Genomic DNA, 18,679 nt, shown 5'->3' with positions numbered 1-18,679 from the left:
GCACGGAGGAAAAGGTTGCAATGACGACAATGAAAGTCGATCCGATCACGCTGTCGGTGGTGCGTGGCGTGCTGGAGACAACACAGCGCGAGATGACGCTGGCGCTGGAAAAGACAGCGCGGTCTTCCGTCTTCAACCTGGCGCACGACTATTCGACCGCGCTGTTCAACGCGCGGCCCGAGATGATCCTGCAGGGCCAGGATATCCCGATCCATCTCGGCTCGCTGATCCCCGCCATGAAAGCCGTCGCCGGTTTCTTCGAGGGCGACATCCACGAAGGCGATCTCATCCTGCATAACGATCCGGCTTTCGGCGGCAGCCATGCCATCGACACCTGTATGTACAAGCCGGTCTTCTACCATGGCGAACTGGTTTACTGGACCGTCTGCAAGGGTCACCTCACCGACATCGGCGGCCCGGTGCCGGCGGGCTACAATCCCAACGCGACCGAGATCTATGCCGAATGCCTGCGCATCCCCCCGGTGAAGATCTGGGATCGCGGCAAGCCGCGCAACGATGTACTGAACATGATCTTCACCAACATGCGGGCGCGGCGCGACCAGGAGGGCGATTTTCGCGCCCTGATCGGCGCCTGTCAGGTCGGGGAACGCAGCCTGATCGCGCTGCTCGACAAATATGGCAAGCCGACGGTCGATGCCTGCATCGACACGCTGCTGGACATGGCGGACCGGCACATGCGCTCGTTGATCGCCACCGTTCCGGATGGCACCTATGAAGGCAAGGCGATCCTCGAGGATGCCGGCCACGGCTTCGGCGATTTCGAGATCGGCGCCCGCGTGACGATCACGGGCGACAGCTGCCACATCGCCATCTCCAGCCCGCCGCAGGTGCCCTATTTCATAAACTCATACGAGGGCAATTCGCATTCCGGCGTCTATCTCGGCCTGATGATGTTCGCCGCGCTGCCGCCGCCCTACAATGAAGGGCTGTATCGCTGCGTCACCGTCGATTTCGGGCCGAAGGGCACGTTGTGCAATGCGCAGGAGCCGGCGCCGCACATGAACTGCACGACGACGCCGATGGAGACGCTGACCGACGCCGTGCGTCTCGCCTTCGAGAAGGCGATGCCTTCCAAGGTCGCCGCCTCCTGGGGCCATGCCAACGGCCTCAACATCGCCGGCAGGGACAGCCGCACCAACGAGGAATTCGTCACGATGGTTCTGGCGACCATCATTTCGGGCGGCGGCGCCACGCCGCAGCAGGACGGCTGGCACGCCGTTGGACCGGAATGCTGCTTCGGCGCGCTGACCTCCGGCGATGTCGAACTGCTCGAATATTCCTATCCCATCATCATCCATCGTTATTCGCTGATGACCGATTCCGGTGGTGCCGGAAAATTCCGCGGCGGTTCCGGCACTGCCTGGGAAGTCGAGCCGCTGGACGGCGACATGCTGTGCATCGGTTTCGGCGAGGGACGCCGGATTCCGGCCATGGGGGCCGCCGGCGCGAAATCCGCCCTGGTCGACAAGAAAGTCGGCCGTGTCGAGCTGAAACGCGGCGGCAAGGTCGAGGTAGAACGCAAGAACATCATCCAGACGATCAGGACAGGCGAGACGATCACCAATCTCAATCCGGGCGGCGGCGGCTACGGCAATCCTTTCGAGCGGCCGATCGAGAAGGTGGTGTGGGACGTTCGCAACGGCCTCGTCTCGATTGAAGGCGCACGCGCCGACTATGGCGTGGCCATCGCCGACCCTGAAATGCTGGATGTCGACCTGGCCGAAACCAAGCGACTGCGCGCAGCCTGAGGAGACGATCATGGAACACGCATATCGTCTCGGCATCGATGCCGGCGGCACCTTCACGGACTTTGTCGTGGCCAATCGCGCCACCGGCGAGGTGAAACTTTTCAAGGCGCTTTCGACGCCTTCGGATCCGACCAGGGCCATCGAGAATGGCCTCAGGCTGATCGCCGACGACCTCGGCGTGTCACCTTCAGAGGTCGTCTCCGATTGCGATCTGTGCATCAACGGCACCACGGTCGGGCTGAATGCGCTGATCACCCATCGCGGCGGCAGGACCGGCCTGATCTGCACCGCCGGCCATGAGGACTCCATCGAGATCCGCAACGGCCACAAGGAAGACGGCTATCGCTACGATCCGGAATACCCGGCGGCGACGATGCTGGTGCCGCGCTATCTGCGCAAGGGCGTCCGCGAACGGGTGATCTCGGATGGTTCCGTCCGCACGCCGATGAACGAGGACGACGTTCGCGAGGCGTGCCGGTTGTTCCTGAAGGAAGGTGTCGAGACCGTCGCCATCTCCTTCGTGTGGTCGGTGCTCAATGCCGCGCATGAACGCCGCGCGGCGGAGATCGTGCGCGAGATGATGCCGGGCGTTGTCCTGACGGTCGGCAGCGAACTTTATCCGCAGGTGCGCGAATACACCCGCACTTCGACCGCGGTGACCAATGCCTATCTCGCGCCGGTGATGCGCCGCTACGTCACGGCGGTCGACAGCTATTTCCGCGCCCTCCGGGCGAAGCAGCCGGTCCGCTATTTCCAGTCGAATGGCGGCCTGGCGATCGGCCAGGCGATGACCGACCGTTCCGTCTACGCGATCAATTCCGGCCCGGCCTCCGCGCCGCAGGCAGGGCTGTTTGTCGGGGCGCCGTTCGCCAAGGACAACGTCATCACCGTCGACATGGGCGGCACCTCCTTCGACATCACGCTGACGCGCAACGGCCAGACCAACCTCAACAAGAACATCGACTTCCTGCGCTACCGCATCGGCGTGCCGATGATCCAGGTCGAGACGCTTGGCGCCGGCGGTGGTTCCATCGGCTGGATCGACAGCCTAGGCCTGCTGCAGGTCGGGCCGCAGTCGGCCGGTTCCGAACCGGGGCCTGCCTGTTACGGGCGCGGCGGCACGGAGCCGACCACGTCGGACGCCAACCTGGTGCTCGGCTATCTCAACCCGGAAGGCCTGCTCGGCGGCAAGCTGCCGCTCGACCTCGAAAAGGCGCGGCAGGCGGTGGCGACGATCGCCGCTCCGCTCAACATCAGCATCGAGCAGGCCGCCTATGGCATGTTCACCATCGTCAACAACAACATGGTCAACGGCATTCGCCGCGTGTCTGTCGAACGCGGCTACGACCCGCGCGATTTCGTGCTGGTCGGGGCAGGCGGCGCGACCGCGGCCCACATCACCGCACTGGCGCGCGAGATGGGCATCGACACGATCATCCTGCCCAAGCTGGCCTCGGGTCTCTGCGCCTTCGGCCAGGTCATCTCGGACGTCAAGTACAACTACATGGCGACTGCGCCGCTCAGGCTCGACAATGCCGCCGCCTGCGACAGGATCGAACAGCTGTTCGAGGAGATCGAGGCGCAGGGCATTGCCCATCTGAAGGCCGACGGCTTTCCGGGCACGCTGATCGAGGTCCAGCGCAGCCTTGAGATGCGTTATGTCGGCCAGGTGCACGAATGCACGGTCGACATTCCCAACTTCAGGATCACCGAGGAGACCATCGGCCAGGTCAAGGACGCGTTCCATGCCCGGCACGAGGAACTCTACACCTATGCCGAGCGCCACAGCACGGTCGAGGTCGTCAACATCGAATCGACCATCTACGGCCGCATCGAAAAGCCGAAGGCACCGAGACTGCGCGGCACCGGCGCGCTGCAGCAGGCGCTGAAGGGGCATCGCGACGCCGTCTTCGACGCGTCGGGCAAGCCAAGATCAACGCCGGTCTATGACAGCGCAGCGCTCGGCGTCGGCGTGACCGTAGCCGGTCCCGCGATCATCGAGGAGGTGACGACGACCATCGTCATCGAGCCCGGCTGGGCTGCGGCGCTGCATGAAAGCGGCAGCTACCTGCTGACCAGGCAGGATTGACCGTGATGACGCCGGCCACGCGCTCAAGGACGAGCATGGCCGGCCCGCCGCTTCTACCTGTGCGAGGGCAGGAAGAAGGTCTGGTGGAAATAGGAGCGGAAGGCTTCCATCGCCGGCGTGAACTGCGCGCCGCGGCGCCAGGCAAGGCCGACATCCATCGACGGGATCGGTTCGGTCGGAACGATCGTCTCGATGCGCTTGCCTTCCAGCGACCATGGCCGCAGCACCATGTCGGACAGGATCGCGACACCTTGCCCGTCCGCTACCAGCGAGCGGACGGCTTCGACCGAGGATGTCCTCAGCGTGACATTCGGCCGGTAAGAGGTGTTGCTCCAGTAGCGCAACGCCGTGTGCGCGGCCTCGTCGACCGTCAGCATGATGTAGGGCTCCTCGGCGATCTCCTTGAGGCCGACACTGCCCTGCGACAGCAGGCGATGCCTGGCCGGCACCCACAGCCGGCGCCGCGAGTTCATCAGCGTTTCCGTCGCCAGGTCCGAATTGATCACGTTGGAGGTCAAAAGCACCGCCATGTCGTAGCGATTGGCGAGCAGCCCTTCCTCAATGGCCTCGCGGTTCAGCTCGAACAGCTGGATGTCGAGGTTCGGCCAGGCGCGGCGAAGCCGTCCGAGATGGTTCGGCAGGAAATAGCCGATCACCGTATAGCTGGCGGCGACCGTCAGCCGCCCCGAAAAATCGCTGGCCGGCAGCAACAGGTTCGTCGCTTCGTCGACCTTGTTCAGGATCTCATAGGCGTGGAACAGGAATTGCCGGCCCGCCGTCGTCATCTCCATGCCCTGGGTCGAGCGGATGAACAGGTCGAGCCCGACGGTCTGCTCGAGCTCCTTGATCGCCGTCGTCACCGCCGACTGGGAAATGCCCAGTTCCGCGGCCGCCTGCGAAATCTGCCCATGCTCGGCGGTGGAAACGAAATAGCGGATCTGGCGAAGGCTTACCGGCATAGGCGCTGTGTTCCGAATTTCAGATATTGTGCGCAGCCATCAGCCGTAAAAGCAATATTGCATCGCGGCATCGGGCGAAGAAACACGGGGAAGCCGCCACGGTTGCCAAAAAAGTCAATGAATCTCGTGATTGCGAGTATGGAGATCGTCGTTCAGGTGATAGAAAATTCAGATATTTGATATCGATTAATAGAATTTTCCAAACGATTTCACCCTCTCTACCTTCCTCATCGAGGAGTGCCCGGGGTCGATGCGGCCGCGCGGTGAGGACAAGGGAGGTCTGCTTGCAGACAGCGGCCGTCGACATCAATTGCGACATGGGCGAAGGCTATGGCCAATGGCGCCTGGGCGACATCGATGACGCCGACCTGATGAAACTCATCAGCTCCGCCAACATCGCCACAGGCTTCCATGCCGGCGACCCCAATCTGATGGACGCCACCGTCCGTCTGGCGACCCAATATGGTGTCGGCGTCGGTGCGCATCCGGGGTTCCGCGACCTGCAGGGGTTCGGCCGGCGCCGCATCAACGGCACCAGCGAAGAACTGGTCAACGACATCGTCTACCAGATCGGGGCGCTGCGCGAGTTTGCCCGCCGCTACGGCGCCACCCTGCAGCATGTGAAGCCGCACGGCGCGCTCTACATGGAATTTGCCGCCAGCGAGGAGATGTCGCGCAACTTCGTCCGCACCATGCGCACGATCGCGCCCAACGCCTTCATCTATTGCATGGGGATGTCCGAGACCTACCGTGCAGCGACGGAAGCCGGGCACCCGGTGATCCGCGAGTTCTATGCCGACCGTGACTACGACCGCTCGGGCTCGATCGTTTTTACGCGACGCACCGGTCGCCTGGACCCTCGCCTGTTGCCGAGAAGGTGGTGCACGCCTGCCGGACCGGCAAGGTCCGCACGGTCGAGGGCGACGAGATCGACATCGCCTTCGAGTCCATCTGTTTCCACTCGGACACGCCCGGCAGCCTGGAGATCGCCACCGCCATGCGCGCGGCGCTCGATGCCGCCGGGGTCAAGGTCAGGCCGGTGGCGGAACTCACACATCATCTGAAACCAGCGGCAAGGGGATGACCGATGGCTAGAACCGAACTCAATTCACCCTTGCCCGGCGTCTTCTACAGGCGGCCATCGCCCGACAGCGACGTGTTCAAGAACGATGGCGACACGGTGGCCGCGACCGACATCCTCGGCGTCATCGAAGTGATGAAGTCGTTCCACGAGATCCCGGCCGGCGCCTCGGGATCCAATCTCAAATTCCTCGTCGATGACGGCGATGCCGTGATGGCGGGACAGGCGATCGCCGAGATCGACGCATGAACATCAAATCCGTCCTCATCGCCAATCGCGGCGAGATCGCCGTGCGCATCAACCGGGCCGCGAAGGCGCTCGGGCTGCGCACGGTGCAGGTTTACAGCGCCGCCGATGCGGATTCGCTGCCGGTCAGGCTGGCCGACGAGGCGATCCTCATCGGCCCCGCGGCGGCGAAGAAATCCTATCTGGACATCGAGGCCGTCATCGCGGCGGCGAAGGCCGCCAAGGTCGATGCGGTGCATCCCGGCTATGGCTTCCTCGCCGAAAACGCCGACTTCGCCGATGCCGTCGTCGCCGCTGGCATGACGTTCGTCGGTCCGTCGGGAGCTTCGATCCGGCTGCTCGGCGACAAGGTTGCCGCCCGCGCCGAAGCCGAGAAGGCCGGCGTTCCGACCGTGCCCGGCAGCGGCGGACGCATCGCCGATGTCGAGGAGGCGGCTGCGATCGCCACCCGCATCGGTTTCCCGGTGATGATCAAGGCGGCTGCCGGCGGTGGCGGCCGCGGCATTCGCGTTGCTGCCGACCTCGACGAATTCACGCGCCAGTTCCCGCAGGCTTCGGCAGAAGCCGCCGCGGCCTTCGGCGATGGTGGGCTGTACATTGAAAAGGCCGTGCTGGCGGCCCGTCACGTCGAGGTGCAGATCCTCGGCGACGGCACCAGTTTCGTGCACTGTTTCGAGCGTGAATGTTCGTTGCAGCGCCGGCGCCAGAAGGTCTGGGAAGAAGCGCCCGCGGTCGGCCTGCCCGCAACCGTGCGCCGGAAGCTCTGCGACAGCGCCGTCGCCCTGGCGCGCTCGGTCGGCTACAGCGGCGCGGGAACGGTGGAATATCTTTATGACGAGGCCAGCCAGGACTTCTACTTCCTCGAAGTGAACACCCGCATCCAGGTCGAGCATCCGGTCACCGAGATGATCACCGGCATCGACCTGGTGCAGGAGATGCTGCGCATCGCCGGCGGCGAACCGCTGTCGCTGCGACAGGAAGACATTTCCATCCACGGCCATGCCATTGAGTGCCGCATCAACGCCGAGGATCCGGCGAAGAACTTCATGCCCTGGCCGGGCGTGGTTTCGAAGCTGGGCATTCCAGCCGGCGAAGGCGTGCGCTTCGATACGATGCTTTTCGACGGCTACGCCGTGCCGCCCTTCTACGACTCGCTGCTGGGCAAGCTGGTGGTGCATGGCGCCGACCGCGCCGATTGCCTGGCGAAACTCGGCGCCGCGCTGCGATCGCTGAAGATCGAGGGCATCCCGACCACTATCCCGCTGCACGCGGCACTGGCCGCCGATGCCAATGTCGCGGCCGGCGCGTTCCACACCCGTTTCCTCGAAGGCTGGCTTGATACCGAATTCCACGCCCAGGCCGACAGTGCGAAGGAGGCTGCGCAATGAGCAACCGCTACTCGTTCGGCGGCGACGAGCACCTCTTCGTCGAATGCGACGAGAGCATGTCGCTGGAGGCGTTCTTCAAGAGCCTGTCCATGACCAGCGCCATCCGCGACAGCCGCATCAGGGGCGTCACCGAAATCTGCCCGGCCAACGCCTCCTTCCAGATCAAGTTCGACCCGGATGTCATCAAGCCGGACGACATCCTGGCCGAGATCCAGTCGATCGAGAAGGCCACGACAAAGGCCGAGCCGGTGATCGACACGCGCATCATCGAGATTCCCGTCTTCTACGAGGACCCGTGGACGCACGAGACGCTGATGCGTTTCCGCGAACGCCACCAGGATCCGCAGGCGACCGATCTCGAATATGCCGCGCGCATCAACAATCTGGGCGGCGTGAGCGATTTCATCGCCGCCCACAGCGGCGCGCCATGGTTCGTCTCGATGGTCGGCTTCGTCGCCGGCCTGCCATTCATGTACCAGATGGTCGATCGGCCACGGCAGCTTCAGGTGCCGAAATATCTGCGTCCGCGCACCGACACGCCGAAGCTGACCGTCGGCCATGGCGGCTGTTTCTCCTGCATCTATTCGGTGCGTGGCGCCGGCGGCTACCAGATGTTCGGCATCACGCCGATGCCGATCTTCGATCCCGAGCAGAAGACCAGCTATCTCAGGGATTTCATGGTGTTCTTCCGCCCCGGCGACATCGTGAAATTCCGACCGATCGGCCGTGATGAACATGAGGGCATCGAAGGCGATGTGAAGGCCGGGCGCTTCGTGCCGGTCATGCGTGACGTCACCTTCGACCTGCGCGAATTCCGCAAGGACATCGACGGCTACAACGCCAGGCTGGAGGGCGAGGTCCATGGTCGTTAGCGTCATCAATCCCGGCCTCGCCACCACGGTCCAGGACCTCGGCCGGCCCGGCTATTTCCATCTCGGCATTCCGATCGGCGGCGCCATGGACCGCATGGCGCTGCGCGCCGCCAATCTGCTGGTCGGCAACGACGAAGGCGCGGCATGCCTCGAAGCCGTGTTCATGGGGCCCGAGCTCGAATTCGGCGAAGATGCGACCATCGCCGTCACCGGCGCGGATATGCCGATCAAGATCGACGGTGTCGAGCAGCCGTCCTGGACCGCGCTCAAGGTCAGGGCCGGCGGCAGGCTGAGCTTCGGTTTCCTCAAGAAGGGCGCGCGCATCTATGTGGCGATCGCCGGCGGCATCGACGTGCCGGAAGCGCTCGGCAGCCGCTCGACCTATGTCATCGGCGCGCTCGGCGGCTTCAAGGGGCGGGCGATCGCCAAGGGCGACGAACTGCCCGTCGGACGGCCCGGAGCGACGAAGGAAGGCAGGACCTTGCCGGAAGGGCTGCGGCGGCCATCCGCATCGCCGGCCGAGCTGCGCGTGCTGCCGGGGCTCTATGCGCACAGGCTGCAGGAAGAGTCGGCCGCCGGTTTCTTCGAAGACCAGTGGAAGGTCGCCTCCGAAGCCGACCGCATGGGCTATCGTTTCAAGGGCGGGCGGCCCCTGCGGTTCGTCGATCGCGAACCGCCCTTCGGTGCCGGCTCCGATCCCTCCAACATCGTCGACAGCTGCTACCCCTACGGCTCCATCCAGGTGCCGAGCGGCAGCGAGCCGATCATCCTGCACCGGGATGCGGTGTCGGGCGGAGGCTACTTCATGCTGGGCACGGTGATTTCCGCCGACATGGACCTGATCGGCCAGATGCAGCCGAACACGCCCACGATCTTCATCAAGGTCGACATGGCCGAGGCTTTGCGCGCACGTGCCGACAGGGCTGCGCTGCTCGATCGGATGAGGGAGGCGCTGGCCTGAAGCAATTCCAGGAAAAGTGCGCGCGGTTTTCCGTCCGCAATTACGTAGAAACAAGGCCGGGGTGGACGGCCAATCAGTCAGTCATAACCAAAAAAGAGAAGGGGAAATACCATGGCTGGAAAGCTAGCGGCTGATGAAGCCGACACACTGGACTATTCGAACATTGCCGTACCACCCAATGCCCGCATGCCGAAGATGGCGTTGACGATGGCGTGGTGGGCCGTCTGCAGTGCCGTCTTCTACATCGTCGTCGGCGCCGCATTGGCGCTGGGCTTCGGCACCTGGAATGCGATCATCGGCATGGTGCTGTCGGTGGTTGCCTATGGGCTCATCAACGCGGTGCTGAGCCGGTTCGCCATCAAGACCGGGCTGTCCGTCGCCTTGTTCTCGCGCGTTCTCTTCGGCAATGTCGGGGCTGGCCTCGCGACATTGATCTTCTGCGCCACCGCCATCTACTACGCCGTCTTCGAGGGGTCGGTGATCGCGGTCGGCATCAACAACATCTTCCCGTCGATCTCCTATCCCATCGCTGCCCTGATCGTCGTGCTCTACTCGGTGCCGCTGATCTTCGGCAGCATCCAGACCTGGCTCGACAAGTTCAACGGCGTTTTGCTGCCGTTCTACATACTGGGCCTTGTGCTGGCAGTGGTGCTGGCGATCAGCCAGTACGGCTACAGCGACAAATGGCTCAATCTCGGCCCGGCCGGCGGCGAGCCCGCATTGGGCTGGCTGTCCTGCTTCGTCTATTACATGGGCGTGTGGGTGCTGATGATGTTCACCTTCGACTACGCCCGTTTCGGCCGCCAGGAAGACGCCGGCTATCACGCCTACTTCAACTTCGGCATGCCGTTCTATGTCATGGTGTTCCTGGTCAGCGGCCTGTTCGGCATGTTCATGGTCGGCACGGTGCCGGACCTCGGCGCGGTCACCGAAGTCTCGGTGCTACTGGCGCTCTTGAAGATCATGGGCATTGGCGGCCTGCTCTTCGTCTGGGTCACGCAGACCCGCATCAACACGGCGAACTATTACCTCGCAGCCGTCAATCTGGAGGCGCTGGTGCAGCTGTTCGGCAAGCCGCCTTTCGGCCGCATCGGCTGGGCCATCGTGGTCGGCGCGATCGTCTATCTGCTGATGCTGATCGACGTGTTCAGCTACCTGCTGCAGGCGCTCGCCTATCAGGGCATCTTCGTCGTCGCCTGGGTGGCGGTCGCCATGGCGCACATCTTCTCCAGCCGCTACGAGCAACTGGTCGGCAGCACGATCGAATACCGTTCGAGCCATGTGCCGGCTTTCAATCCGCTCGGCATCATCGCCTGGTTCGCGGCGGCGGCGGTCGGCATCGCCCTGCATCTGTGGGGTGGCGCCTATACCGAACTGTCGGCGCCGGCCACCGCGGTTGTCGGTTTCTGCATCTACGCATTCGGCCTGAACAGCGCCAAGCGCGAGTGGTTCCTCACCGCGGCATGACATCCGGGCCCCGCGCTCCGTCAGGGGCGCGGGGCCTTTCCGAGAACTCAAAGGCGAGAATGCCGTCGTTGAAAGGACAGGTTCCATGGCTTCCCAGGCTGGTATCTCCACACTGCTGCAGCGTTTCGCTGGCGAGACCTCGCTGTTGCAGAAGGCCGCCGTCGTCTTTGCCGGTTCGCTGCTGCTTTGGGCATCGGCAAAGGTCCAGCTTCCCTTCTATCCCGTGCCGCTGACCATGCAGACCTTCGCGGTGCTGGCCATCGGCGCAGCGCTCGGCTGGCGGCTCGGTCTCGCCACCGTCCTGCTCTATCTCGCCGAAGGCGCGGCCGGGTTCCCGGTCTTTGCCGGCACGCCGGAGAAGGGCATCGGCCTTGCCTACATGATGGGGCCGACCGGTGGCTATCTGCTGGGTTACCTGCCTGCCGCCGCTCTCTGCGGCTGGCTGGCCGAACGCGGCTGGGATCGCAGCATTGCGCTCACCGCGCTGGCGATGCTGGCCGGCAACATCATGATCTATCTGCCCGGCCTGCTCTGGCTTGGCGCGATCGTCGGCTGGGACAAGCCGGTTCTGGCATGGGGGCTGATCCCGTTCCTGCTCGGCGACCTGCTGAAGCTCGGCCTGGCGTCGGCGGTACTGCCGCTGGTCTGGCGCCTCGCCGGCAAGAACAGCTGATCCGCATTCCTCCCCCCGATGCGGACCGCGTCGGTTCGAGAGGCCGGCAGGGCGGGAGCTACGCCAAGGCGCGATGGGGGCATCCCGCAAGCGTCGCGCCCCGCCCTGCCGGCTCCCTCAAGTGCCCGCGTTCCCCGTCATGCAGCGGGGCAGGGCGGGGAACAGTTCGCGCAGGTCTCATCCGTTTCCTGCGCTCGCATGCCAGACCGGCGTAAAGCCGGCGGTGAGCGCGGCAACCGCTGTTGGAGGGGTGATCAGCGCGCATGACGCGCCGCCCCTGGTTGCCGCGCTCATGCTGGCCGGCTCGTCGTAGCCGGCAAAACTCCAGCGCAGCAGTCCGCCGCCGCGCACGGCAAAAGGCCTGCCGCCGATGTCCACCATCGCGCCATCAGGCAGCCGCATGATCTCGTCGGCCCGGATCGACGGCAAGGGCTTGCGCGAGGAGGCGAAGCGCTCCTTGTGCAGCCGCGCGTCCAGCTGCGGCGCACGCGGCTCGGCGATGCCGAAGGCCTTGCCGAAACGGCCGAGGAATTCGCTGGCCTGCGCCCGTTGGCAGAAAAAGCAGGGCCGGTGCCCGGCGGCGAGCGCGCTCGGCTCGTCGAGGAAGAACAGCTCGGTCCAGCCGGCTTTGCCGCCCGGCCGGTTGCGGCCCATCGGTTCGCGCCTGCGCCCCTGGTAATCGCAGACGCAGATGATCCAGGCCGGCAGCGCCCAGCGTTTCTTCAGCAGCGTCTTTGTCTCCGGGTCGTGGATGATGCCGCGATTGCCTGTGAACAGCCCGCGCTCGGCCACAGCGTGGATGGCTCCATAAGGATCGACGCGGTTCTGCAGTGGCATAGGCTTTTCCCGATCCTGTCCGGCGCACGCACTTGGCCGGTGCTTCGTTGCCATGATACGCAATCGCCAGTTCAAATCATGTCAGGATGGTCATGCGGGTTCTTGTCGTCGAGAATTATCAGGGCACGGATCTCGGCAATGTCGGGGCGGCACTTGGCGAAGCCAATGCCGAACTCGATGTCCGCCGGGCCTATCTCGGCGACGAACTGCCGAAGGATGCCAGCGAGCATGACGCGCTGGTGATGTTCGGCGGCGGCCAGAATGCGCTCGCCGATGACAGCCATCCCTATTTCCCCGAATTGCTCGACCTGATCCGCGACTTCGCCCACAAGGACCGCTCGGTGCTCGGCATCTGCCTCGGCAGCCAGCTCGTGGCGCGCGCCTTCGGCGGCATCAACCAGGTCGGCGGCGCCTCCGAATTCGGCTGGCACGGCGTGACCCTGACCGATGAGGCGAAGGCCGACGCGGTTCTCGGCGCCATGCCGGTGGCGTTCCCGATCTTCCAGTGGCACGACGACACTTTCACTCTGCCGCCCGGCGCCGTGCGGCTTGCCTCCAGCGCGGTGGCTGAAAACCAGGCCTTCCGCCTCGGCCGCGCCGTCTATGCCTTCCAGTTCCATTTCGAGGCCGACACGCCGGTGGTCAACTACTGGACCACGACCTTTGCCGAAACGGTGACCGCGCGCTGGCCTGACTGGCCGGAGCGGCTTCCCGCCGAAGCCGCCCGCAACGCCGCGCTGGCCGACCAGTCGGGTCTGGCGATCGCACGGGCCTGGGTGGCGACGATCTGAAGGAAGTTCGCACCGGTCGCCCCGTCAAATCACCGCTATGGCATCGACCTCGATGAGATAGCCCGGTGACATGATCGCCACCCCGACCACGACATTCGCCGGCTTGTGGTTTCCAAACAGCGAGATCTGCGCCTCCTCGATGATCGGAACATGTTCGTCGCGGTTATAGCCGACGATGTAGATGGTGATCTTGCAGACCTGCTCGGGCCGCGCGCCCGCAGCTCTGAGCGCCCGGCCGAGATTGCCGAACGCCAGGCGCGCCTGCGCCGCAAAATCGCCGTGCCCGACCAGCTTGCCATCCCTGCCTTCGGGCTGCTGGCCGGAGATGAACACCATCCTGGATCCCGTCGCGATGACAACCTGCGTGTAGATTTCCGGAACGGGCAGGTCGTCCGGGTTGATGAGTTCGAGCGACATTGGACGATCTCCTGTCTTGTTCGACTGAAACGGATATTCCCGTCACCGTATCGCTGGCCCGCGGTACGGTGGCGAAGCATCGGCGACGGCGCAACAAACCGAGCCCGGGGGCTGGCTGGCGGCCGCTCAAAGTCCGGTTTTCACGGAGTTGGCGATGGCCGCCCGAGGCGGCCGATCAAGCGTGACTAGGCCAACTGCCTTTCCTTGTCCCGCCTTTCGAGATCGCGCCTTTCGAGTTCCGCGTAGAGCCCCTCCCATCGCTGCGCGTTGGCGTCGGCTTCGCGGGCATACATGAAAAGGATGAGCAGGGTCGCGGTCGCATACCAGGGAATGCGAAATCCCAGATAGCCGGAGACAACATCCAAAATCGCGGGGATCAGCAGCGTTGCGCTCATGATCCGAAAGACGTTCTTTGTGTTGAGGATTGTGTTTTCGAAAGTCATTTTCTTTTCCCCCAGTTTGGCCAAAGTTAACCAAACGTAAGGCTGCCTGACAAGGAAGGCGTTTGGAGGCGGGGCGGTGCAGATGTTGAGGGAGCTTGCAATGGCTGGTGAAGGCCACCGAAGACAGCGGCAGTTGAGAAACAGCGTCGGGGTGGCTGACGCATGATTTCCATTCATGGCCGGCGGATGGGTGCCTTCGCGCCGTTCATGAGCAACGAGCCACAGGCGCCTTCTCATAGGCGAAGAAGCGGAACGAGCAGCGCCGGCAGTGCGAAGCAAAGCGCCAGAAGCAGGCGGCGTAGTTCTCAGCGCGCCAGGCCGAGACGTTTCCTCTCCGCACTGGCGCAGGCGCTGGCGGTTTGTTCCATGAAGGGGCCGTAGTCGATCCGTTTTCCGCCTTCTCGGACGATGACGTAGTAAAGTGCGCCCCTCTTCTCCACTGAAACGCTGCTTGCTGGTGTGTCCAACATCATTTCTCCCGTGCCCGTATCTGGAATGGGTGTCGGCGGGTTACGTTCCAAAATGTCGATCGGATCATGCAACGAGCAGTGAGCGCAGAGATTAGCATCCTCCGAGTATGAGGCCCTGAGATCGTTGACAGCCGACCCACAATTGAGAGTACAGGGCAACAGAGTTTGCTTCAGTCCCCTTTCAGCTATAATCGGTCTCTGGATAGGAGACCCTGGTGTCCGCTTTCTGGTTTGATCAGCAAGAACGCCTGAAGACGGCGAAAGGTCGGGAACTCCTGTCTGCCGACCGGAGGGGCGATATCGAACCGACGGCCGTCGCCTCGGCGCCAGAGCCGGTCGAAGGCAAGATCGCAGTTCGGATAGGCGCTGACGGCCGGCCGATTGTTGTCATCAAAGACGGCCCCGCAGGAAAATAGGCTTCGCGCCGTCCATGACGGCAACAGATGCGAGGGGCGCATGCCAGGCGAGCCTAGCAAGATGCGCGCCCATCAATGCTTGGACGCTAGGCCATATTCAAATATCAAGTCGAGCAGACGGTGGCCAAAAACCCGTTTGGCCCTGCGGTCGACGATGACAACCAGGAACACGTCCGCTGCTTCGGTTGCGATCAGGACATGATCGTAATGCTGAGCGGCATCCCGATATACATGCTCCACATCGCGGAGTTCGACCACCCCGATACTCCTCGGGTCGAGCAAGTCCACATACGGCCAGATGTCGGCAACTGGCTGCTGTTTGGACGTCACGTCGCTCATCGAGCCGCTGCAGCAGTCGAGAAACTCGCTTTCGGTGAGTTCACGAAGATGCATTTCGGGCACGAGATTCCGCGGACGTTTCGTCCAAAAAAATTTCATTGATATGCCTGCCCCCCGTCTAAAATAGACCGAAAGTGGATCAGAGTAGATGGCGGCAGGCAAGAAGACCGGTGGACGCCAACGAGGCACCCCGAACAAGGCAACGGCACGACGAGAGCGTGAGGTCGCCAGGATGGGACAGACGCCACTCGACTACATGCTGCGGGTGATGCGAGACAGCCGCGCCAGTGGCGATCGTCGGGACAAGATGGCAGTTGCGGCAGCACCCTACGTCCATCCGAAGCTCGCCAACATTCAGCACATCGGCCGCAACGGCGGCCCGATCCAAACCGTCGACCTGACGCAGATGAGTGGTGATGACCTCGACCGCCTCGAAGCTCTCTTGGGTCCGCTTGCCGGTGCCGCCAGCGATCAGCACTTGGTTGCGACCGTCCCCCAGCCGTCATATCGCAAATTGAAGCGCGTCGCGATTTCCAGCGCATTCACAGTCAGGCGATCGATTGTGGAAGGCAGGGCGTCCGACTGCACCGACAAGTCTACAGCTGTTTCGCCGCTTGGCATCTGCACGGACTGGACGACAGTGAAGCCGAGTTTCGCAGAATTTGCGGAAAGCTCCAAAATTCCTGACTTTGAGCCAATGAAACGAAGGTCGATTGAACGAACTGCAGAAGCGCAATCCCCATTTCGACGCAAGTTGGAGAGCACATCAGCGTCAGCAGTTCGCTCGGCCTTCAGCAGAGTCTCGTCCACCCCGATAGGGTCGAGAATTGTCGCCAGAACTAAACCGACCAGAATACCTTGGAGCATTCCTTGGACTAGAGCGCCTTGAGTTTAGGTGCAACTTCGGATGTTCCCGAACATGGGGCTGGCGGACGAACCGCACACCAGGCGCCGGCAAAGGGCAAGGCAGCGATCAGTTCGCGCCGTGCTTCGCTGCTTCCAGCAGTCGATCGAACCTGATGCGGGATTCGCCTTGCCCGAGCATTTCCCGATACGAGGCTACGCTGTAGCGATGAACATCTTCCAGAACGGCCGGATCGGACCTTGAAAGTTCAAACGACACGACCTCCCGGTCGTCTATGAGGACGGTATAGAAATCTTCGAACTGGTCAGGAATCTCGGAAACGAGATGATGCAGGCGACCTGCCATGTCGACGCTCGCGAGTGCTTTGAGTATCCGTTGATCTCGTTCGGCTGCAGCCGAAAGCAGCGTGCCTTCGATGGAGTATCGATCGCGGAAGTAGCGCTCCGTCATCGGCTACGGCACCGCCGTGATCAGCAGGAAGATGACAAAGATGCCGAGATGCACTGCGCCTTGCAGCACGGTGGTGCGTCCGGTGCCGAGCGTGATGGTGCTGACGAACAGCGTCAGCAGCAAAAGCACCATGGCGGCGGGGCTGAGGCCGAGCATCAGCTTGCGGTCGGTCAGCACGGCGACGGCGGCCACCACCGGGATCGTCATGCCGATGCTGGCGAGCGCCGAACCAAGCACCAGGTTCACGCTGTTCTGCAGCCGGTTCAGGAGTGCGGCGCGAACCGAGGCGATGCCTTCCGGCAAAAGCACGAGCGTGGCGATGATGACGCCGACGACGGCCTGGGGCAGGCCGGCTGCGGCGACGAGGTTCTCCAGCGGGTGCGACAGCACTTTCGCCAGCAGGATGACGACAAGCAGCGACAGCGGCAGCATCACCGCGCTGACCAGGGTCACCCTGGATGTCGGCGGTTCGAGAGGCGCCTCGTCGGGATCCTGCCCGCCGACGGGAACGTCCATGAAATAATCGCGATGCTTGATCGTCTGGATGAAGACGAAGACCGCGTAGAGCGCCAGCAGCACCAGGCTGACCACCAGCAGCTGGACGGGCGAGAATTGCTGCGGTCCACCCGCCGAGACGAAATTCGGCAGCACCAGCACGCTGATCGCCAGGGTTCCCAGCACGGCAAGCGAAGCGGAGGCCGCGTTGAGCTGGAAAGTCTGCTCGTGGTGGCGCCGGCCGCCAAACACCAGGCACAGTCCGATCACGCAGTTGAGGACGATCATCAGCGCCGAGAAGACCGTGTCGCGGGCGACGGATTCGCTGCCCTCCGAGCCGGCAAGCATGATGGAGACGATCAGCCCGACCTCCAGGATCGTCACGCAGACGGCAAGAATGATCGAGCCCATCGGTTCGCCGACCCTGAGCGCCAGGATCTCCGCATGGTGCACCGACGCGAAGATCGACGCGCCAAGGGCGATCGATGCAAGGATGATGACCAGGATCGAGTCGTCTGAAACCAGTCCCAGATATTTCAGCGCAACCAGCACAAGCGCCGCCGCCGGTGCTGCCCAGGTCCAGAGCGGTATCGTGGTATGGTGATCGAGAGCCATGTATTCCCTAAGCGCCGGAGATCATTGCGGGTCCTGGCCGCGAAGGTAGAGGAACTGTGTCGGCCTGTACATTCGCCCCGGACCGGCCGGGGCGCAAAAGTGCCGCCGTCCCGGAGGGCCGGGTGACATCGGGAAGATACCGGTGGCGCGGGATTATCGTCCCCTGGCGCGGGCAAGGGCCCCGATGCTGGTCGAGATGTCCCTGACGACCGATTTCGTGGCTTCCAGCTCGGCGCGGCCGAAACAGGACAGCAATTCGGCAGTGTCGGCGGCGAGTTTCTCGGTAAACCTCGAGACGAGCGACATGCCTTCGGTGGTAACGAAAAGCTGCTTCACGCGACGGTCGCTGTCGTCCTCGAAACGCCGGATCAGCCCACGGATCTCCAGCCTTCTGGCCAGGCGGGCAAAGGTTGGCGTCTCGATCCGCAATTTGTCGGCCAGCATCTTCTGGCTGTTGGCGCCGCCATGCGCGATCCGGTATAGCGTCGCGCCTTCTTCCAGCGAGAGGCCCGTACCTTGCAGTGCGATCTCGTAGATGTCTTGCAGGCGCCTGACTATCTCCCCCATGTCTTCGAAAATTGCGATGGGGCTATCCTGTTCTTCCATTGTCGACTTTTCCGCATATCACCCATTGAAGTCGCGGCACCCTGGTAGCCTCCGGGGAGGCGTGGAAGACGAGGAGATCGTTGCGTCACGAATGGGAACGGGCGAGGTCCCTCCCACAGCATGCTTCACTGATCGATCTCCCGCTTCCATTTGATGGTGTTGACCTCGCCGGAGTTCCCGATCCGGCAGACGAAAAATGCAGGCAGGGAAAGGGAGTTCCCGCAACACGGAAATGTTACGGCCGAATTCGCCTGCAACATTCCACGGCGCCTCTTGCAGCCAAAACCGAACCGCGGCCGACAGGGGTGGCGGCCGCGGTTCAGCTGGATCATGGATGATGTCGTCTGCGCCGAAAGGTCGAGGCGAAGTTGCTCGTGGGACGACGGCATCAGCATGTCCCAACCTGCGGTCCTGGTTTCAATCGGCCTGT

The 18,679-nt window shown here is 63.3% G+C and carries 20 protein-coding genes and 1 pseudogene; 11 read left to right on the top strand and 10 right to left on the bottom strand.

The window, feature by feature from the left end:
* The first annotated feature begins 20 nt into the window (after positions 1-20).
* Positions 21-1,769 carry a hydantoinase B/oxoprolinase family protein gene (locus ACFJIU_RS20210; protein ID WP_379062895.1) on the top strand — a complete coding sequence of 583 codons (1,749 nt, stop codon included), beginning with the start codon at positions 21-23 and terminating at the stop codon, positions 1,767-1,769.
* 10 nt (positions 1,770-1,779) lie between these two features.
* The gene (locus ACFJIU_RS20205; protein ID WP_379062893.1) at positions 1,780-3,858 is read left to right on the top strand and encodes a hydantoinase/oxoprolinase family protein; all 2,079 of its coding nucleotides are present in this window, start codon (positions 1,780-1,782) and stop codon (positions 3,856-3,858) included.
* Positions 3,859-3,911: 53 nt separating this feature from the next.
* Here the strand turns inward: ACFJIU_RS20205 and ACFJIU_RS20200 are convergent, their stop codons facing one another.
* Positions 3,912-4,817 (bottom strand): LysR family transcriptional regulator, encoded by a 906-nt coding sequence (locus ACFJIU_RS20200; RefSeq protein WP_129411244.1) that lies wholly within the window; start codon positions 4,815-4,817, stop codon positions 3,912-3,914.
* 317 nt (positions 4,818-5,134) lie between these two features.
* Between ACFJIU_RS20200 and ACFJIU_RS20195 the strand changes: the two are divergent.
* The 7 genes and pseudogenes from ACFJIU_RS20195 to ACFJIU_RS20165 all read left to right on the top strand — a co-directional run bounded on the left by ACFJIU_RS20195 (position 5,135) and on the right by ACFJIU_RS20165 (position 11,505).
* Positions 5,135-5,901, top strand: a pseudogene (locus ACFJIU_RS20195) (5-oxoprolinase subunit PxpA).
* A 3-nt stretch (positions 5,902-5,904) separates the two neighbouring features.
* Complete coding sequence (locus ACFJIU_RS20190) at positions 5,905-6,147, top strand: acetyl-CoA carboxylase (protein WP_379062891.1); 243 nt, start codon at positions 5,905-5,907, stop codon at positions 6,145-6,147.
* Complete coding sequence (locus tag ACFJIU_RS20185) at positions 6,144-7,532, top strand: acetyl-CoA carboxylase biotin carboxylase subunit (protein ID WP_379062889.1); 1,389 nt, start codon at positions 6,144-6,146, stop codon at positions 7,530-7,532. The genes ACFJIU_RS20190 and ACFJIU_RS20185 overlap by 4 nt, the downstream gene beginning before the upstream one ends.
* Positions 7,529-8,404: an allophanate hydrolase subunit 1 gene (locus ACFJIU_RS20180; RefSeq protein ID WP_379062887.1), complete on the top strand. Its 876-nt coding sequence runs from the start codon at positions 7,529-7,531 to the stop codon at positions 8,402-8,404. Before ACFJIU_RS20185 ends, ACFJIU_RS20180 begins: the two co-directional genes overlap by 4 nt.
* Complete coding sequence (locus tag ACFJIU_RS20175; protein WP_379062885.1) at positions 8,394-9,365, top strand: biotin-dependent carboxyltransferase family protein; 972 nt, start codon at positions 8,394-8,396, stop codon at positions 9,363-9,365. Before ACFJIU_RS20180 ends, ACFJIU_RS20175 begins: the two co-directional genes overlap by 11 nt.
* Positions 9,366-9,476: 111 nt before the next feature.
* Positions 9,477-10,832 (top strand): purine-cytosine permease family protein, encoded by a 1,356-nt coding sequence (locus tag ACFJIU_RS20170; RefSeq protein WP_379062883.1) that lies wholly within the window; start codon positions 9,477-9,479, stop codon positions 10,830-10,832.
* 85 nt (positions 10,833-10,917) lie between these two features.
* On the top strand, positions 10,918-11,505 hold the full coding sequence (locus tag ACFJIU_RS20165) for a biotin transporter BioY (RefSeq protein WP_379062881.1): 588 nt from the start codon (positions 10,918-10,920) through the stop codon (positions 11,503-11,505).
* A 177-nt stretch (positions 11,506-11,682) separates the two neighbouring features.
* On the opposite strand, the gene ACFJIU_RS20160 is transcribed toward ACFJIU_RS20165, so the two are convergent.
* Positions 11,683-12,342, bottom strand: a complete 660-nt coding sequence (locus tag ACFJIU_RS20160) for a hypothetical protein (protein WP_379062879.1) — start codon at positions 12,340-12,342, stop codon at positions 11,683-11,685.
* A 92-nt stretch (positions 12,343-12,434) separates the two neighbouring features.
* Here ACFJIU_RS20160 and ACFJIU_RS20155 point away from each other — a divergent pair, with 92 nt between their 5' ends.
* Positions 12,435-13,133 (top strand): type 1 glutamine amidotransferase, encoded by a 699-nt coding sequence (locus ACFJIU_RS20155; RefSeq protein WP_379062877.1) that lies wholly within the window; start codon positions 12,435-12,437, stop codon positions 13,131-13,133.
* A 24-nt stretch (positions 13,134-13,157) separates the two neighbouring features.
* Here ACFJIU_RS20155 and ACFJIU_RS20150 read toward each other — a convergent pair whose 3' ends face one another.
* Positions 13,158-13,550, bottom strand: coding sequence for a RidA family protein (locus ACFJIU_RS20150; RefSeq protein WP_379062875.1), 393 nt, complete (start codon positions 13,548-13,550; stop codon positions 13,158-13,160).
* 185 nt (positions 13,551-13,735) lie between these two features.
* Positions 13,736-13,993, bottom strand: coding sequence for a hypothetical protein (locus tag ACFJIU_RS20145; RefSeq protein WP_379062873.1), 258 nt, complete (start codon positions 13,991-13,993; stop codon positions 13,736-13,738).
* Between the two features lie 685 nt (positions 13,994-14,678).
* Here ACFJIU_RS20145 and ACFJIU_RS20140 point away from each other — a divergent pair.
* Positions 14,679-14,879 carry a hypothetical protein gene (locus ACFJIU_RS20140; RefSeq protein ID WP_379062871.1) on the top strand — a complete coding sequence of 67 codons (201 nt, stop codon included), beginning with the start codon at positions 14,679-14,681 and terminating at the stop codon, positions 14,877-14,879.
* Between the two features lie 72 nt (positions 14,880-14,951).
* Here the strand turns inward: ACFJIU_RS20140 and ACFJIU_RS20135 are convergent, their stop codons facing one another.
* From ACFJIU_RS20135 to ACFJIU_RS20110, 6 genes are all read right to left on the bottom strand, one after another.
* Positions 14,952-15,317, bottom strand: a complete 366-nt coding sequence (locus ACFJIU_RS20135; protein ID WP_379062869.1) for a hypothetical protein — start codon at positions 15,315-15,317, stop codon at positions 14,952-14,954.
* Positions 15,318-15,357: 40 nt separating this feature from the next.
* Complete coding sequence (locus tag ACFJIU_RS20130) at positions 15,358-15,696, bottom strand: hypothetical protein (RefSeq protein ID WP_379062867.1); 339 nt, start codon at positions 15,694-15,696, stop codon at positions 15,358-15,360.
* The gene (locus ACFJIU_RS20125; protein WP_379062865.1) at positions 15,690-16,085 is read right to left on the bottom strand and encodes a ribonuclease E inhibitor RraB; all 396 of its coding nucleotides are present in this window, start codon (positions 16,083-16,085) and stop codon (positions 15,690-15,692) included. The genes ACFJIU_RS20130 and ACFJIU_RS20125 overlap by 7 nt, the downstream gene beginning before the upstream one ends.
* Before the next feature lie 106 nt (positions 16,086-16,191).
* Entirely contained in the window at positions 16,192-16,533 is a 342-nt protein-coding gene (locus ACFJIU_RS20120) for a hypothetical protein (protein WP_379062863.1), read from the bottom strand.
* A gap of 3 nt (positions 16,534-16,536) precedes the next feature.
* Complete coding sequence (locus ACFJIU_RS20115) at positions 16,537-17,643, bottom strand: calcium:proton antiporter (protein ID WP_379062861.1); 1,107 nt, start codon at positions 17,641-17,643, stop codon at positions 16,537-16,539.
* A gap of 153 nt (positions 17,644-17,796) precedes the next feature.
* Positions 17,797-18,249: a MarR family winged helix-turn-helix transcriptional regulator gene (locus ACFJIU_RS20110; protein WP_379062860.1), complete on the bottom strand. Its 453-nt coding sequence runs from the start codon at positions 18,247-18,249 to the stop codon at positions 17,797-17,799.
* Between the last annotated feature and the right edge of the window lie 430 nt (positions 18,250-18,679).

This window comes from Mesorhizobium sp. UC74_2, from assembly GCF_042701485.1.
In the GTDB taxonomy this organism is placed as follows: domain Bacteria; phylum Pseudomonadota; class Alphaproteobacteria; order Rhizobiales; family Rhizobiaceae; genus Mesorhizobium.
Note: the sequence above shows the minus strand (reverse complement) of the source record. Positions and strands in the feature narration are given on the sequence as shown.

Excerpts from the sequence above, each read along its gene's own strand:
- ACFJIU_RS20155 (WP_379062877.1), top strand. The coding sequence starts at position 12,435 with ATGCGGGTTCTTGTCGTCGAGAATTATCAGGGCACGGATCTCGGCAAT.
- ACFJIU_RS20145 (WP_379062873.1), bottom strand. The coding sequence starts at position 13,993 with ATGACTTTCGAAAACACAATCCTCAACACAAAGAACGTCTTTCGGATC.
- ACFJIU_RS20185 (WP_379062889.1), top strand. The coding sequence starts at position 6,144 with ATGAACATCAAATCCGTCCTCATCGCCAATCGCGGCGAGATCGCCGTG.
- ACFJIU_RS20205 (WP_379062893.1), top strand. The coding sequence starts at position 1,780 with ATGGAACACGCATATCGTCTCGGCATCGATGCCGGCGGCACCTTCACG.
- ACFJIU_RS20125 (WP_379062865.1), bottom strand. The coding sequence starts at position 16,085 with ATGCTCCAAGGTATTCTGGTCGGTTTAGTTCTGGCGACAATTCTCGAC.
- ACFJIU_RS20210 (WP_379062895.1), top strand. The coding sequence starts at position 21 with ATGACGACAATGAAAGTCGATCCGATCACGCTGTCGGTGGTGCGTGGC.
- ACFJIU_RS20150 (WP_379062875.1), bottom strand. The coding sequence starts at position 13,550 with ATGTCGCTCGAACTCATCAACCCGGACGACCTGCCCGTTCCGGAAATC.
- ACFJIU_RS20165 (WP_379062881.1), top strand. The coding sequence starts at position 10,918 with ATGGCTTCCCAGGCTGGTATCTCCACACTGCTGCAGCGTTTCGCTGGC.
- ACFJIU_RS20180 (WP_379062887.1), top strand. The coding sequence starts at position 7,529 with ATGAGCAACCGCTACTCGTTCGGCGGCGACGAGCACCTCTTCGTCGAA.
- ACFJIU_RS20170 (WP_379062883.1), top strand. The coding sequence starts at position 9,477 with ATGGCTGGAAAGCTAGCGGCTGATGAAGCCGACACACTGGACTATTCG.
- ACFJIU_RS20190 (WP_379062891.1), top strand. The coding sequence starts at position 5,905 with ATGGCTAGAACCGAACTCAATTCACCCTTGCCCGGCGTCTTCTACAGG.
- ACFJIU_RS20175 (WP_379062885.1), top strand. The coding sequence starts at position 8,394 with ATGGTCGTTAGCGTCATCAATCCCGGCCTCGCCACCACGGTCCAGGAC.
- ACFJIU_RS20120 (WP_379062863.1), bottom strand. The coding sequence starts at position 16,533 with ATGACGGAGCGCTACTTCCGCGATCGATACTCCATCGAAGGCACGCTG.
- ACFJIU_RS20115 (WP_379062861.1), bottom strand. The coding sequence starts at position 17,643 with ATGGCTCTCGATCACCATACCACGATACCGCTCTGGACCTGGGCAGCA.
- ACFJIU_RS20135 (WP_379062869.1), bottom strand. The coding sequence starts at position 15,317 with ATGAAATTTTTTTGGACGAAACGTCCGCGGAATCTCGTGCCCGAAATG.
- ACFJIU_RS20160 (WP_379062879.1), bottom strand. The coding sequence starts at position 12,342 with ATGCCACTGCAGAACCGCGTCGATCCTTATGGAGCCATCCACGCTGTG.
- ACFJIU_RS20200 (WP_129411244.1), bottom strand. The coding sequence starts at position 4,817 with ATGCCGGTAAGCCTTCGCCAGATCCGCTATTTCGTTTCCACCGCCGAG.
- ACFJIU_RS20110 (WP_379062860.1), bottom strand. The coding sequence starts at position 18,249 with ATGGAAGAACAGGATAGCCCCATCGCAATTTTCGAAGACATGGGGGAG.